Origin of the sequence: Streptococcus sp. DTU_2020_1001019_1_SI_AUS_MUR_006 (assembly GCF_032340315.1) — a bacterium.
GTDB lineage: Bacteria > Bacillota > Bacilli > Lactobacillales > Streptococcaceae > Streptococcus.
In genome coordinates this window covers 65548-82354 of the sequence record NZ_CP135436.1, presented here as the reverse complement: position 1 = coordinate 82354, position 16807 = coordinate 65548, and the positions used below count along the sequence as shown (strand labels likewise).

The 16807-nt window shown below is 41.1% G+C and carries 10 protein-coding genes; all 10 read left to right on the top strand.

The window, feature by feature from the left end:
- Nucleotides 1–219: 219 nt before the first annotated feature.
- The 10 genes from RRU92_RS00350 to RRU92_RS00305 all read left to right on the top strand — a co-directional run bounded on the left by RRU92_RS00350 (nucleotide 220) and on the right by RRU92_RS00305 (nucleotide 16654).
- On the top strand, nucleotides 220–4728 hold the full coding sequence (locus RRU92_RS00350) for an SIALI-17 repeat-containing surface protein (protein WP_410530738.1): 4509 nt from the start codon (nucleotides 220–222) through the stop codon (nucleotides 4726–4728).
- Between the two features lie 622 nt (nucleotides 4729–5350).
- Complete coding sequence (locus tag RRU92_RS00345; protein WP_315639856.1) at nucleotides 5351–8863, top strand: SIALI-17 repeat-containing surface protein; 3513 nt, start codon at nucleotides 5351–5353, stop codon at nucleotides 8861–8863.
- 386 nt (nucleotides 8864–9249) lie between these two features.
- Nucleotides 9250–9948 carry an N-acetylmannosamine-6-phosphate 2-epimerase gene (locus tag RRU92_RS00340; protein ID WP_001135656.1) on the top strand — a complete coding sequence of 233 codons (699 nt, stop codon included), beginning with the start codon at nucleotides 9250–9252 and terminating at the stop codon, nucleotides 9946–9948.
- Between the two features lie 117 nt (nucleotides 9949–10065).
- Entirely contained in the window at nucleotides 10066–11391 is a 1326-nt protein-coding gene (locus RRU92_RS00335; protein WP_315639854.1) for an ABC transporter substrate-binding protein, read from the top strand.
- A 233-nt stretch (nucleotides 11392–11624) separates the two neighbouring features.
- Nucleotides 11625–12491, top strand: coding sequence for a carbohydrate ABC transporter permease (locus RRU92_RS00330; protein ID WP_075227343.1), 867 nt, complete (start codon nucleotides 11625–11627; stop codon nucleotides 12489–12491).
- A gap of 15 nt (nucleotides 12492–12506) precedes the next feature.
- Nucleotides 12507–13349: a carbohydrate ABC transporter permease gene (locus RRU92_RS00325; RefSeq protein WP_311523629.1), complete on the top strand. Its 843-nt coding sequence runs from the start codon at nucleotides 12507–12509 to the stop codon at nucleotides 13347–13349.
- Nucleotides 13350–13549: 200 nt separating this feature from the next.
- Entirely contained in the window at nucleotides 13550–14002 is a 453-nt protein-coding gene (locus RRU92_RS00320) for a YhcH/YjgK/YiaL family protein (protein ID WP_049548140.1), read from the top strand.
- A 20-nt stretch (nucleotides 14003–14022) separates the two neighbouring features.
- Nucleotides 14023–14673: a YesL family protein gene (locus tag RRU92_RS00315; protein WP_281335232.1), complete on the top strand. Its 651-nt coding sequence runs from the start codon at nucleotides 14023–14025 to the stop codon at nucleotides 14671–14673.
- A 163-nt stretch (nucleotides 14674–14836) separates the two neighbouring features.
- Nucleotides 14837–15754 (top strand): dihydrodipicolinate synthase family protein, encoded by a 918-nt coding sequence (locus RRU92_RS00310; RefSeq protein ID WP_315639851.1) that lies wholly within the window; start codon nucleotides 14837–14839, stop codon nucleotides 15752–15754.
- A gap of 15 nt (nucleotides 15755–15769) precedes the next feature.
- Entirely contained in the window at nucleotides 15770–16654 is an 885-nt protein-coding gene (locus tag RRU92_RS00305; protein ID WP_315639850.1) for an ROK family protein, read from the top strand.
- Nucleotides 16655–16807 lie beyond the last annotated feature (153 nt).

Genomic DNA, 16807 nt, shown 5'->3' with positions numbered 1-16807 from the left:
ATATTTATTATATAATATGGTTAAGATAAAAAGTGAAAGGAGTATAGCTAGTTGCGAATCTTTTAACATAGAGTTTATAAAAGTGCAACAGCATTTCATTTACAAAGAATGGCAATTCCATTCAATAATACAGTTTCTTATTTGCAGCTAGTCTGAGTGGCTAAAAATTTTAAGCAAAAAAGAAAGCGCTTTATTTTTTAAAATAACGGAAGGGAAAACATGAATCAGAGAGATTTTGATAGAAAACAGAGATATGGAATTCGGAAATTTGCAGTTGGAGCAGCTTCAGTAGTGATTGGAGCGGTTGTTTTTGGTGCTGCCCCTGCTTTGGCTCAAGAGGTACCATCAGCGAATGGTGAAACAGCGGGGCAATCTTTGCCAGAATTGCCTAAGGAAGTAGAGACAGGAAGTCTGACGAATCTCGATAAGGAGCTTGCAGGCCAAGTAACCACAGTAAATAATAGTGGAACAGAAGTGAGTCGTGAAGAGTTGCAAGCAAACCCAGGGTCTGAAAAACCAACAGAAACAGAAGCATCAAACGAAACTCCAGCTACAGAGAGTGAAGACGAGGAAGTTGGAAATATTCCCCGTGACTTTTATGCCAGAGAGTTGGAAAATGCCAATACTGTTATTGAAAAAGAGGATGTGGAAACCAATCCTTCAAATGGTCAAAGAGTTGACATGAAGGAGGAGCTAGACAAGCTTAAAAAACTTCAAAATGCGACCATCCATATGGAGTTCAAACCAGATGCATCTGCTCCACGTTTTTACAACCTCTTCTCAGTCTCTAGTGATACCAAAGTAAATGAGTATTTTACCATGGCTATCCTCGATAACACAGCTATCGTTGAAGGTCGTGATGCCAATGGAAACCAATTCTATGGTGATTATAAAACTGCTCCTTTGAAGATTAAGCCAGGTGAGTGGAACTCAGTAACCTTTACAGTTGAAAGACCAAATGCAGACCAACCAAAAGGTCAAGTTCGCGTCTATGTAAATGGTGTCTTGTCGCGAACAAGTCCTCAGTCTGGTCGTTTCATCCAAGACATGCCAGATGTTAATCATGTACAAATCGGTACAACAAAACGTACAGGCAAAAACTTCTGGGGTGCTAATCTTAAAGTCCGTAATCTAACGGTTTATGATCGTACTCTTACTCCAGAAGAAGTTAAAAAACGTAGCCAACTTTTTGAAAGAGGAGAGTTGGAGAAGAAACTTCCTGAAGGAGCAGAAGTTACTGATAAACTGGATGTTTTTGAAGGTGGTGAGAACCGCAAGCCGAATAAAGATGGTATCGCAAGCTATCGTATTCCAGCCTTGCTGAAAACGGATAAAGGAACCTTGATTGCTGGTGCAGATGAGAGACGCTTGCATCACTCTGACTGGGGCGATATCGGTATGGTTGTTCGTCGTAGTGATGATAAGGGTAAAACATGGGGAGATAGAATTGTCATCTCAAATCCTCGTGATAATGAGAATGCCAGAAGAGCTCATGCGGGATCACCAGTCAACATTGACATGGCCCTAGTCCAAGATCCGAAAACTAAGAGAATCTTCTCTATTTTTGATATGTTCGTAGAAGGTGAAGCTGTTAGAGATTTACCAGGAAAAGCACCACAAGCCTATGAGCAAATTGGAGATAAGGTTTATCAGGTTCTATACAAAAAAGGTGAAGCAGGACGTTATACAATCCGTGAAAATGGTGAAGTCTTTGACCCTGAAAATAGAAAGACAGAATACCGTGTTGTAGTTGATCCTAAGAAACCAGCTTATAGTGATAAGGGTGATCTTTACAAGGGTGAAGAACTGATTGGTAATGTCTACTTCGATTATAGCGACAAGAATATCTTTAGAGTTTCAAACACCAACTATCTCTGGATGTCTTATAGTGATGACGATGGAAAAACTTGGTCTGCACCAAAAGATATTACATACGGCATTCGTAAGGACTGGATGCACTTCTTAGGTACTGGACCTGGTACAGGTATTGCCTTGCACTCAGGACCTCACAAAGGGCGTCTGGTTATCCCTGCCTACACAACAAATAACGTATCCTACCTAAGTGGTTCTCAGTCTTCACGCGTCATTTACTCAGATGACCATGGTGAAACTTGGCACGCTGGTGAAGCTGTCAATGATAACCGCCCAGTAGGCAACCAAACAATTCACTCTTCAACGATGAATAATCCAGGTGCTCAAAATACTGAGTCAACTGTTGTGCAGTTGAATAATGGAGATCTCAAACTCTTCATGCGTGGATTGACAGGTGATCTTCAAGTAGCGACAAGTAAAGATGGCGGAGCGACTTGGGAAAAAGATGTAAAACGCTATTCAGATGTCAAAGACGTCTACGTTCAAATATCTGCCATTCATACGGTGCACGATGGTAAGGAATATATCATCCTCAGCAATGCAGGTGGACCAGGACGTTACAATGGTTTGGTACACTTAGCGCGTGTGGAAGCTAATGGAGATTTAACTTGGCTCAAGCACAATCCAATTCAAAGTGGCAAATTTGCCTATAACTCATTGCAAGATCTTGGAAATGGTGAATTTGGCTTGCTTTATGAGCATGCAACTGCCACTCAAAATGAATACACCTTGTCTTATAAGAAATTCAACTGGGATTTCTTAAGCAAGGATAGAATTGCTCCAACAAAAGCAACTGTGAAAAATGCTGTGGAGATGAGCAAAAATGTCATTGCTCTAGAATTTGATTCTGAAGTATTGGTAAATCAACCACCAGTTCTTAAATTGGCAAATGGTAACTTTGCTGCTTTCTTGACGCAATACGATACCAAAACATTGTTATTTGCAGTAAACAAGGAAGATATTGGTCAAGAAATTACAGAAATCATTGATGGTGCAATTGAGAGCATGCATAATTTGCCTGTAAGTCTTGAAGGTGCAGGAGTCCCTGGTGGTAAAAATGGAGCAAAAGCAGAAATTCATGAAGTCCCAGAATTTACAGGTGCAGTCAATGGTGAAGGTACAGTTCATGAGGATCCAGTCTTTGATGGTGGCGTCAACGGTGAGGAAGCAGCCGTTCATGACGTGCCAGCCTTTGAAGGTGGTGTGAACGGCGAAGAAGCAGCTAAGGCAGAGAGTTCAGAGTTCGAAGGCGGTGTGAATGGTGCTGAAGCAGCAGTCAATGAAGTCTCAGACTTCGAGGGTGGTGTGAACAGCGAGGAAGCAGCCGTTCATGAAATTCCAGAAATAGAGGTTGAAGAAAATCCACCAGGAACTATTCACGAAGTTCCGGAATTTGAAGGTGGAGTCAATGGTGCCGAAGCAGCCGTTCATGATGTGCCAGCTTTTGAAGGTGGTGTGAACGGCGAAGAAGCCGCGGTCCATGAAGTTCCAGAATATATTCCAGTGCAAACTTCAAAAGGGGAAGCTGCGGTTCATGAAATTTCAGACTTCGAAGGCGGTGTGAATACAGTAGAAGCAGCTAAGTCAGACACTTCAGACTTCGAAGGCGGTGTCAATGGTGAGGAAGGAGCTAAGGCAGAAAGTCCAGAGTTCGAAGGCGGTGTGAATGCAGTAGAAGCAGCCAAGTCAGACACTTCAGAGTTCGAAGGCGGAGTCAATGCAGTAGAAGCAGCCAAGTCAGACGCTTCAGACTTCGAAGGCGGTGTCAATGGTGAGGAAGGAGCTAAGGCAGAGAGTCCAGAGTTCGAAGGCGGTGTGAATGCAGTAGAATCCGTTAAGTCAGACACTTCAACCTTTGAAGGTGGTGTCAATGGCGAAGAAGGAGCTAAGGCAGAGAGTTCAGAGTTCGAAGGCGGTGTGAATGGAGTAGAGTCCGCTAAGTCAGACACTTCAACCTTTGAAGGTGGTGTCAATGGCGAAGAAGGAGCTAAGTCAGAGAGTCCAGAGTTCGAAGGCGGTGTGAATGGAGTAGAGTCCGCTAAGTCAGACACTTCAACCTTTGAAGGTGGTGTCAATGGCGAAGAAGGAGCTAAGGCAGAAAGTACAGAGTACGCAGGCGGTGTGAATGCAGTAGAATCCGCTAAGCTAGAGGTGCCAGAATATACAGGCGGTGTGAATGCAGTAGAATCCGCTAAGTTAGAAGCTCCAGAATACACAGGTGGTGTCAATGCAGTGGAATCCGCTAAGTTAGATTCTCCAGAATACACAGGTGGTGTCAATGCAGTGGAATCCGCTAAGTTAGAGGTGCCAGAATATACAAGTGGTGTAAATGGAGTAGAATCTGCTAAGTTAGAAGTTCCAGAGTACACAGGTGGCGTCAATGGAGTAGAGGCTGCTAAGTTAGAAGTTCCAGAGTACACAGGTGGCGTCAATGGAGTAGAGGCTGCTAAGTTAGAAGTTCCAGAATACACAGGTGGCGTCAATGCAGTAGAATCTGCTAAGTTAGAAGCACCAGAGTATACAAGTGGTGTAAATGGAGTAGAATCTGCTAAGTTAGAAGTTCCAGAGTACACAGGTGGTGTCAATGGAGTGGAATCTGCTAAGTTAGAAGTTCCAGAGTACACAGGTGGTGTTAATGGGCTAGAAGCTGCTATCCATGAGGTCTCAGAGTATAAGGGAGAACAGTCAATTGTGGTTCAAGCTATGGCACAAGATAAAACTTATCAAGCCCCTGCTGCTCGTCAGCAACTTCTTCCTGAAACAGGAAGTGAAGATCTTGCTCCTCTTGCCTCTCTAGGACTTGTAGGAATGCTCCTAGGTATGTTTGCTATGGGCAAGAAAAAAGAAGATCAATGAAATAGTTAAAATCAACGAAATTCATAGAGAAATTTGATCTTATATTAGAAAGGGTCGTGACTAGAACTAGTTACGGCCTTTTTGATCTAGATAAATCAGGAGTCAAATAGTTAATACTCTTCGAAAATCTCTTCAAACCACGTCAGCTTCGCCTTACCGTATATGTGTTACTGACTTCGTCAGTTCTATCCACAACCTCAAAACTGTGTTTTGAGCAACCTGCGGCTAGCTTCCTAGTTTGCTCTTTGATTTTCATTGAGTATAAGTTTGAGATAAAGTTCATTAAAAAAACGATTCAACCGAATGAAGCAATTTTATGTTAGAAAAATCCAAAGCACCCGAAAGTAGTTTCAAATGTCTGAGTTTATGTTTTAAAAACTGAAAGTATAATCTGTTCTATCTCAATCTCTCTTAAAAGGGGAGGATTTATTATATAATGAGAATAAGATAAAATTTGAAAGGAGTAGGAGACTCTAGTTAACGATGGGTCGTTAAGTGAGAGAAAATTTGAAAGAGCGAGTGTAACCATTCGTGAAAAAGTAATTTTTGTCATTTAGTCAGATGACTAAAAATTTTAAGCGAAAAAGAAAGCGCTTTATTTTTAAAAATGAAAGGAAGAAAGATGAAGCATAATCAGTTGGATAGAAAACAACGATACGGAATTCGCAAATTTACAGTAGGAGCCGCTTCAGTCGTTATTGGAGCAGTTGTTTTTGGTGCATCGCCAGTATTAGCACAAGAGTCAACGGTCACTAGTAAAGAGACCGCCGAGCTTAGTGTCGAAAAGGAACAGCCTGAAAAAGCAGAGATCGTTGAAAAGAATGTTACGGAATCTAATGGGGTAGATACAGTTACACATGCATCTACAGAAGCACATACTGGAACAGAGACAACTACAACGGCAGAAGCAACTAGAGAAACCGAAAAAGATCCAGCTGCGCTTCCACGTGATTACTATGCTAGAGAGTTGGAAAATGTCAATACTGTTCTTGAAAAGGAAGATGTAGAGACTAATGCTGCAAATAGCAATAGAATTGATCTGACAGAGCAATTAGGCAAACTGAAACAACTTCAAAACGCGACCATTCATATGGAGTTCAAACCAGATGCTTCTGCGCCAGCATTTTACAACCTTTTCTCAGTCTCAAGTGATAAGGTTCGAAATGAATATTTCACCATGGCTGTTTACAACAACGTTGCCTTGATTGAGGGCCGCGATCAAAACGGCGACCAATTTTATGATAGATACACAGACGCACCATTAACTGTCAAACCAGGTCAGTGGAACTCAGTAACCTTTACAGTTGAAAGACCAAGTGCAGATTCTCCAGATGGGCAAGTTCGTCTCTATGTAAACGGAGTTTTGTCACGAACAAGTAAGAAATCAGGACGCTTTATCAAAGATATGCCTGATGTGAATCATATGCAAATTGGTACCACAAATCGTGCAGGAAGTATGGTTTGGGGGGCAGGTTTACAAGTTCGTAATCTAACTGTTTATGATCGTGCCTTGAGTCCAGAAGAAGTTCAAAATCGTAGCTACCTATTTGAAAGATCCGAATTAGAGAAAAAGCTTCCAGAAGGAGCTGAGATAACAGATAAAAAGGATGTCTTTGAAGCTGGTAAAAATGGGCAGTCAAATCCAGATGGCATTAATAGCTATCGTATTCCAGCCCTCCTTAAGACTGACAAGGGAACTTTGATTGCTGGAGCTGACGAACGTCGTTTGCACCACTATGACTGGGGCGATATCGGTATGGTCGTCAAACGAAGTGAAGATCAGGGTCAAACATGGGGCGATCGTATCACACTTACGAATCTACGCGACAATCCAAAAGCTACTGATCCATCTGTTGGTTCACCAGTAAATATCGATATGGTTTTAGCCCAAGATACTGAAACCAAGCGCATCTTTTCTGTCTATGATATGTTCCCAGAAGGAAAAGGTATCTTTGGGATGTCAGCTGAAAAAGAGGAAGCTTATAAAGAAATTAATGGGAAAACCTACCAAATTCTCTATCGTGAAGGAGAAAATGGAGCCTATACCATTCGTGAAAATGGTGTTGTCTACACACCAGATGGTCAGGCAACGGATTACCGTGTTGTTGTAAATCCAGTCAAGCCGGCTTATAGTGATAAAGGTGATCTTTATCAGGGTGAGCAACTGCTAGGAAATATCTATTTTACAAGCAATAAAACTTCTCCATTTAGAATTGCTAAAGACAGCTACCTATGGATGTCTTACAGTGATGATGACGGTAAGACTTGGTCTGCACCACAAGATATTACCCCAATGGTCAAAGCTGATTGGATGAAATTCTTAGGTGTGGGACCTGGAGTGGGCATTACCCTCCAGAATGGACCTCATAAAGGTCGTATCGTCGTTCCTGTTTATACGACAAACCGTACTAACCACCTCAACGGTTCTCAATCATCTCGTATCATCTACTCAGATGACCATGGTAAGACTTGGCATATGGGTGGCGGTGTCAATGATAACCGTACACTTTATGATGGTACAGTAGTTGATTCAAGCAACATGAACAATTACTACGCTCAAAATACGGAAGCTTCTGTTGTTCAATTGAATAATGGTCAGTTGAAACTCTTTATGCGTGGTTTGACAGGTGATTTGCAGGTTGCGACAAGTAATGATGGTGGTATTACATGGGACAACTATGTAGCACGCTATGATGTACCTGATGTTTATGTTCAAATGGCGGCGACTCATACGGTTCAAGATGGTAAAGAGTACATCCTTCTAGCAAATGCCAATGGCCCAGGTCGTAAGAATGGTTACATTCGAGTGGCTCGTGTAGAAGAAGATGGCGAGTTGACTTGGCTGCATCATCATTTGATTCAAGAAGGGGAGTATGCCTATAACTCACTTCAACAGATCGGACCAAAAGAATTTGGTCTCTTGTATGAACATCATGAAGCTGGTGGCAATCCTTATACTCTATCCTTCAAGAAATTCAACTGGGATTTCTTGACGAAGGAAAGAATTTCTCCTAAAGAAACCAAAGTTAAAAATGTTATTGAAAAATGGCCAGGAATTCTTGCAGTAGAGTTTGATTCAGAAGTTTTGGTTAACAAAATCCCAACACTTCAGTTGGCAAATGGTAAAAAAATAAACTTTATGACCCAGTACGATACTAAGACTCTTCTATTCACAATAGATAAGTCAGATCTAGGTCAGGAGATAACTGGCCTTGCTTCTGGAGCGATCGAGAGTATGCACAACCTTCCGGTGAGTCTTGAAGGAGCAGGTATTCCTGGAGCTGCCAACGGTAGTGAAGCAGCTGTTAACGAAGTACCAGAATTCACAGGTGGTGTTAATGGTGTAGAAGCTGCGATTGCTGAACTTCCAGAATTTACTGGTGGAGTCAATGGTAGTGAAGCAGCTGTTCATGAAGTACCAGAATTCGAAGGTGGGGTGAATGGCGAAGAGGCTGCTGTAACGGAGCTCCCAGAGTATACTGAACCTATTGGTACAGTAGGCGAAGAAGCAGCACCGATAGCAGAACTTCCAGAATTCACAGGCGGAGTTAATGGAAGCGAAGCAGCTGTACATGAAGTACCAGAATTCGAAGGTGGGGTGAATGGCGAAGAGGCTGCTGTAACGGAGCTCCCAGAGTATACTGAACCTATTGGTACAGTAGGCGAAGAAGCAGCACCGATAGCAGAACTTCCAGAATTCACAGGCGGTGTCAATGGTGTAGAAGCAGCTGTGTATGAAGTCCCAGAATTCACAGGTGGTGTGAATGCAGTAGAAGCAGCAAAAGCAGAATCTCCAGAATTTGCAGGTGGAGTCAATGGTGTAGAAGCAGCGGTTCATGAACAACCAGAATTTAGTGGTAGTGTGAATGCAGTAGAATCAGCTAAGCTAGAAAACCCAGAATTCAATAGCGGTGTCAATGGTGCAGAAGCAGCTGTACATGAATTACCAGAATTCACAGGTCAGCAGTCTATTGTATCTCAGGCTACGGCACAAGATAAGACCTATCAAGCACCTGCAGTTCGTCAAGATGTTCTTCCTAAGACAGGAAATGAAGATGCCACCGCCCTTGCATCAGTAGGACTTGTGGGGTTGCTCCTTGGTATGTTTGCTTTTGGGAAGAGAAAAGAAGCTTAGTCAAATCGTTAAAATTGAAGGTTTCCTTAGTGAAACTAAATCTTATACTCAATGAAAATCAAAGAGCAAACTAGGAAGCTAGCCGCAGGCTGTACTTGAGTACGGCAAGGGGACGCTGACGTGGTTTGAAGAGATTTTCGAAGAGTATTAGTTAGAAAGGGGCGTAACGGAAATTTGTTACGGCCTTTTTCTTTAAAAAAGGGCTGGTTTTAAGATTTAAGAGGTGTTGGGATAGATGTTAGGCCCCTGAAACTACTTTCAGAAGAAACTGTTGCATAAAATTGTTTTGAAACTCCAATCTATTCTAGCACAAGTTATTGAAAGCGCTTTAATAATAAGCTATAATAGTCACATAAACACAAAGGAAAAGAAAAGGAGGAAAGTAGATGCCACAAATTAGTAAAGAAGCCTTGATTGAACAAATCAAAGATGGAATCATCGTTTCTTGTCAGGCACTTCCTCATGAACCGCTCTACACAGAAGCGGGAGGAGTTATCCCCTTGTTGGTGAAAGCAGCTGAACAAGGTGGTGCAGTCGGTATCCGAGCAAACAGTGTTCGAGATATTAAGGAAATTAAAGAGGTCACTAAACTTCCGATTATCGGAATTATTAAACGTGATTATCCACCACAGGAACCATTCATCACAGCGACTATGAGAGAGGTGGATGAACTAGCAGCTCTTGACATCGAAGTCATTGCTCTTGACTGTACTAAGCGTGAACGTCATGATGGCTTAGAAATCCAAGAATTTATCCGTCAGATCAAAGAAAAATATCCAAATCAACTCTTGATGGCTGATACAAGTACCTTTGAGGAAGGTCTAACAGCAGTTGAAGCGGGAATTGACTTTGTCGGAACAACCTTATCAGGTTACACTTCTTACAGTCCAAAAGTGGATGGCCCAGACTTTGAACTCATCAAGAAACTCTGTGATGCAGGGGTGGACGTCATCGCTGAAGGAAAAATTCACACACCAGAACAAGCTAAGCAAATCCTAGGTTACGGAGTGCGAGGTATCGTAGTTGGTGGCGCTATTACTAGACCAAAAGAGATTACGGAACGATTTGTTGCGGGTCTTAAATAACATAATATAAAAAACGAGGAGAGTGGTTGATTAGTAGGAAAAAATGAAAACGTATACAAAGTTGACATTACTCATTATCCGATTCGGATACGCTTATCATCATTTAGGAGAATACAAATGAAATTTAAAAAACTAGCTTGTACAGTACTTGCGGGTGCTGCGGTTCTATCTCTTGCTGCTTGTGGTAAATCAGATGCTAACAAAGATGCTGCTAGCTCTGGTAGTGACAGTGGAAAAACTGAAATCACTTGGTGGGCATTCCCAGTCTTTACTCAAGAAAAAACTGGCGATGGTGTAGGAACTTATGAAAAATCTATCATCGAAGCTTTCGAAAAAGCAAATCCAGATGTTAAAGTTAAACTAGAAACAATCGACTTCAAATCTGGTCCAGAAAAAATCACAACAGCAATCGAAGCAGGAACAGCTCCAGACGTACTTTTTGACGCACCAGGACGTATCATCCAATACGGTAAAAACGGTAAATTGGCTGAGTTGAACGACCTCTTCACAGATGACTTTGTTAAAGATGTTAACAATGAAAACATTGTAAAAGCAAGTAAAGCAGGCGATAAAGCTTATATGTATCCAATCAGTTCAGCACCATTCTACATGGCTATGAACAAGAAAATGTTGGAAGAAGCTGGAGTTGCGAATCTTGTAAAAGAAGGTTGGACAACTGATGATTTTGAAAAAGTTTTGAAAGCGCTTAAAGATAAAGGATATACTCCAGGTTCATTGTTCAGTTCTGGTCAAGGGGGAGACCAAGGAACACGTGCCTTCATTGCGAACCTTTACGGCGGTTCTGTAACAGATAAAGATGTAACTAAATACACAACTGACGATCCTAAATTCGTTAAAGGTCTTGAAAAAGCATCTAGCTGGATCAAAGACGGTTTGTTGAACAATGGTTCACAATTTGACGGTGGAGCAGACATCCAAAACTTTGCGAACGGTCAAACTTCTTACACAATCCTTTGGGCACCAGCTCAAAATGGTATCCAAGCTAAACTTTTGGAAGCAAGTAAAGTTGAAGTGGTAGAAGTACCATTCCCATCTGATTCAGGTAAACCAGCTCTTGAATACCTTGTAAACGGATTTGCAGTATTTAACAACAAAGACGAAAAGAAAGTCGCAGCAGCTAAGAAATTCATCCAATTCATTGCAGATGACAAAGAATGGGGTCCTAAAGACGTAGTTCGTACAGGCGCATTCCCAGTTCGTACTTCATTTGGAAAACTTTATGATGACAAACGTATGGAAACAATCGGTAGCTGGACTCAATACTACTCACCATACTACAACACAATCGACGGATTTGCTGAAATGAGAACACTTTGGTTCCCAATGTTGCAAGCTGTATCAAATGGTGACGAACAACCTGCTGCAGCATTGAAAGCATTCACTGAAAAAGCGAATGAAACAATCAAAAAAGCAGCTAAATAATAAGCCCTAAATAAAAACTGAGTTCCCCCCTTTTCCCTGAGCATATCTGTGTATGAAAAGGGGGACTTTTGTTTGAAATAGAAGCAACTGACAGGTCAAAATTAAAATGAAGTTTTTACATTGACGAATCTTAGAAAAATTTCATTTTGATTTTAGATCAGGGTCAGATAACAGTCAAAAAAACAAAACTATGTGAAAGTGAGGTGCCGACTGTGAAAATCAATAAAATTCGCATGCGGGAAACTATTATTTCCTACGCATTCCTAGCACCAGTATTAATCTTCTTTACCGTCTTCGTTTTAGCTCCAATGATCATGGGCTTCATCACTAGTTTCTTCAACTATTCGATGACTAGCTTTGAGTTTGTGGGCTTGGACAACTACATCCGTATGTTTAAAGACCCTGTCTTTACAAAATCTTTGATTAATACCGTAATCTTGGTTATTGGGTCTGTACCAGTCGTTGTACTCTTCTCGCTCTTTGTAGCATCACAAACTTACCAACAAAATGCCATCGCTAGATCTTTCTACCGTTTCGTCTTCTTCCTTCCTGTAGTAACAGGTAGTGTTGCCGTAACAGTAGTATGGAAATGGATCTACGATCCACTATCAGGTATTTTGAACTTCGTGCTTAAGTCAAGTCACATCATCAGCCAAAACATTTCTTGGTTGGGAGATAAAAACTGGGCTTTGATGGCGATTATGATTATCCTTTTGACAACATCAGTTGGTCAACCAATCATTCTTTACATCGCTGCAATGGGTAATATTGATAACTCACTTGTAGAAGCAGCTCGTGTTGACGGTGCGACTGAGTTCCAAGTATTCTGGAAGATTAAATGGCCAAGCCTTCTTCCAACAACACTTTATATCGCAATCATTACAACCATCAACTCATTCCAATGTTTCGCCTTGATTCAGTTGTTGACATCTGGTGGTCCAAACTACTCAACAAGTACACTTATGTACTACCTCTACGAAAAAGCCTTCCAATTGACTGAATATGGCTATGCCAATACTATTGGTGTATTCTTGGCAGTTATGATTGCCCTTGTCAGCTTCGCTCAATTCAAGATCCTCGGAAACGATGTAGAATACTAAGGAAAGGAGACAGCTATGAAACCTACACAACAAAAGAAACCATTAACAGCCTTTACTGTTATTTCAACAATCATTTTGCTCTTGTTGACTGTACTCTTTATCTTCCCATTCTACTGGATCTTGACAGGTGCATTCAAATCACAACCAGATACCATTATGATTCCACCACAATGGTTCCCTAAAGCTCCAACAATGGAGAACTTCCAACAATTGATGGTGCAAAACCCAGCCTTGCAATGGATGTGGAACTCAGTATTCATTTCTTTGGTAACCATGTTCTTGGTTTGTGCAACCTCTTCACTAGCAGGTTATGTATTGGCTAAGAAACGTTTCTATGGACAACGCATTCTCTTTGCAATCTTTATCGCTGCCATGGCTCTTCCAAAACAAGTTGTCCTTGTACCATTGGTACGTATCGTCAACTTCATGGGAATCCATGACACTCTTTGGGCAGTTATCTTGCCTTTGATTGGATGGCCATTCGGGGTCTTCCTCATGAAACAGTTCAGTGAAAACATTCCTACAGAATTGCTCGAATCTGCTAAAATCGATGGATGTGGCGAGATTCGTACATTCTGGAGCGTAGCCTTCCCTATCGTGAAGCCAGGATTTGCAGCTCTTGCAATCTTTACCTTCATCAATACTTGGAATGACTACTTCATGCAATTGGTAATGTTGACTTCACGTCAAAACTTGACCATCTCGCTCGGGGTTGCGACTATGCAGGCCGAGATGGCAACTAACTATGGTTTGATCATGGCAGGGGCTGCCCTTGCAGCTGTGCCAATCGTAACAGTCTTCCTGGTCTTCCAAAAATCCTTTACTCAAGGGATTACTATGGGAGCTGTCAAAGGATAGTCCTCTGCGAAAATTGAATATAGTAGAATCTGTTTATCAGTATGCAGCAGTATAGTTGATAGACTAAGAGAATACAGGATATATAAGTGTCTACAAAATGGAGAGGAGTTGCTTACTTCATGAAGTTTTGTTAGACACTTATAAACTTACTGGCTAGACATCGTATGTCTGAAGGTAACAATCAGGTAAAGGAAATTACTATGATTTTTGATGATTTAAAAAACATTAGCTTTTACAAGGGAATTCATCCTAATCTAGATAAGGCTATTGATTATCTCTATGAGCATCGTAAGGATAGCTTTGAATTAGGCAAATACGAGATTGATGGGGATAAAGTCTTTCTAGTTGTACAGGAAAATGTTCTCAACCAAGATGAAAATGATCGCTTTGAGCATCATAAAAACTATGCAGATTTGCATTTGTTAGTTGAAGGACATGAGTATTCTAGTTACGGTTCTCGTGTCAAAGATGAGGCTGTAGCCTTTGACGAAGCTAGTGATATCGGCTTTGTTCATTGCCACGAACACTACCCACTTTTGTTGGGTTATCACAATTTTGCAATCTTCTTCCCAGGTGAACCTCATCAACCTAATGGTTATGCAGGTATGGAAGATAAAGTTCGCAAATACTTATTTAAAATTTTAATCGATTAGTCAGTTAGGAGGAGCAAACAATGGCACATAAAGGATCTGGATTGATAAAAGCAGCATTCGATACGGATAACTTTCTTATGCGATTTTGTGAGAAAGTGTTAGATATCGTGACGGTCAACCTACTTTTTGTTGTGTCTTGTTTGCCTATTGTGACAATCGGAGTAGCAAAAATTAGTCTCTATCAGACAATCTTCGAAGTTAAGAGTAGTCGTCGTGTTCCTGTTTTTAAAACGTATATGAGAGCCTTTAAGCAAAATTTGAAATTAGGCCTCCAGTTAGGTTTGTTGGAACTAGGAATTTTTCTAATTAGTGTAGTTGACTTGTCTCTATTCTGGGGGCAAACAGGCCTAGGCTTCCAGCTCATTAAAGCCATTTGCTTAGGAATTCTAATATTTTTAACTCTGGTTATGTTGGCTAGCTATCCAATTGCAGCACGCTATGACTTGACTTGGAAAGAAGTACTCCAAAAGGGCTTGCTCTTAGTTAGCTTTAACTTCGTGTGGTTCTTCTTGATGCTTGCGATTATTTTATTAATCATGATGCTTCTCTATCTATCAGGCTTTACGCTCGTACTTGGTGGTTCAGCATTTCTACTCTTTGGCTTTGGCCTTCTTGCCTTTTGCCAGGCTGGATTAATGGAAAAATTGTTTGCTAAATATCAAGCAGATTGAAAATGATATGAAACTACTTTCAAGCATGAAAAGCTACGAGAGATGAATAGAAATTAAAATCTAAGTGGCTGAGATGTATTGAAAGCGCTTTTTACAAGGTGTATACTAAAATAGTAAAAATCATCTGCTCAGAGCAGAAAATAAGAAATCTTAGGAGAAATCTATGTCAGATTTAAAAAAATATGAAGGCGTCATTCCTGCCTTCTACGCATGTTATGATGATGCGGGCGAAGTAAGCCCAGAACGTACTCGTGCTTTGGTGCAATACTTTATTGATAAAGGTGTTCAAGGACTTTATGTCAACGGTTCTTCAGGTGAATGTATCTACCAAAGCGTAGAAGACCGCAAGTTGATTTTGGAAGAAGTCATGGCAGTTGCTAAAGGTAAATTGACCATTATTGCACACGTGGCTTGCAACAATACTAAAGACAGTATCGAACTTGCTCGTCATGCAGAGAGCTTGGGTGTAGATGCTATCGCAACAATCCCACCAATTTACTTCCGTTTGCCTGAATACTCAGTAGCCAAATACTGGAACGACATCAGTGCAGCAGCACCAAACACAGACTATGTTATCTATAACATTCCTCAATTAGCAGGTGTTGCTTTGACTCCAAGTCTTTACACAGAAATGTTGAAGAACCCACGTGTTATCGGTGTTAAAAACTCTTCAATGCCAGTTCAAGATATCCAAACTTTTGTTAGTCTTGGTGGTGATGATCATATCGTCTTTAACGGTCCAGATGAACAATTCCTAGGTGGACGTCTCATGGGTGCAAAAGCTGGTATCGGTGGTACTTATGGTGCTATGCCAGAACTCTTCTTGAAACTCAACCAATTGATTGCAGACAAAGACCTAGAAACAGCGCGTGAATTGCAATACGCTATCAACGCTATCATTGGTAAATTGACTGCTGCACATGGAAATATGTACGGCGTTATCAAGGAAGTCTTGAAAATCAATGAAGGACTTAATATCGGATCAGTTCGTTCTCCACTTACACCAGTGATCGAAGAAGATCGTCCAGTTGTAGAAGCAGCTGCTCAATTGATTCGTGAAACTAAGGAGCGTTTCCTCTAATCAATAGGAGGCTTTATGACTAATTACGTTGCAATTGATATTGGCGGAACTAATATCAAATATGGTTTGATTGACCAAGATGGACAACTTGTTGAGTCTCATGAAGTAGCGACTGAGGCTCATAAGGGCGGTCCACATATCTTACAGAAAACAAAAGATATTGTCGCTAGCTATCTAGAAAAAGGACCGGTGGCAGGTGTGGCTATTTCCTCAGCGGGAATGGTTGATCCTGATAAGGGTGAGATTTTCTATGCTGGTCCACAGATCCCGAACTATGCTGGAACCCAATTTAAGAAAGAAATTGAAGAAAGTTTCCAAGTTCCTTGTGAAATTGAAAATGATGTCAACTGTGCAGGGCTAGCAGAAGCTGTTTCTGGATCTGGAAAAGGTGCAGGAATAACGCTATGTTTGACCATCGGAACAGGTATCGGCGGTTGCTTAATCATTGACGGCCAGATTTTCCATGGATTTAGTAATTCTGCCTGTGAAGTTGGCTATATGCATATGCAAGATGGGGCTTTCCAAGATTTAGCTTCTACAACTGCCTTGGTTGAGTATGTAGCTAAGGCTCATGGTGAAGAAGTAGAACATTGGAATGGTCGTAGAATTTTCAAAGAAGCTACAGAAGGCAATAAACTCTGTATGGAGGGAATTGACCGTATGGTAGACTATCTTGGAAAAGGTCTTGCTAACATCTGTTATGTTGCCAATCCAGAGGTTGTTATACTAGGTGGTGGTATTATGGGGCAGGAAGCGATTTTGAAACCGAAAATTCGTACAGCTCTGAAAGATGCGCTTGTTCCAAGTTTAGCGGAAAAAACAAGATTAGAGTTTGCGCGTCATCAAAATACTGCGGGTATGCTTGGAGCTTACTATCACTTCAAAACAAAACAATCCTAAGTTGGCCTTGCCAATTTAGGATTTTTTAGTGGTAAATAGTGGCAAAAGTATTTAGTAAAAATCCAGTTAAAACTTTGGAAGCCCTTGCATTTTTCAGGATAATATAGTATATTTATTATACTGCAGAAACTCTAGGTAAAATTTTTGCTAGTT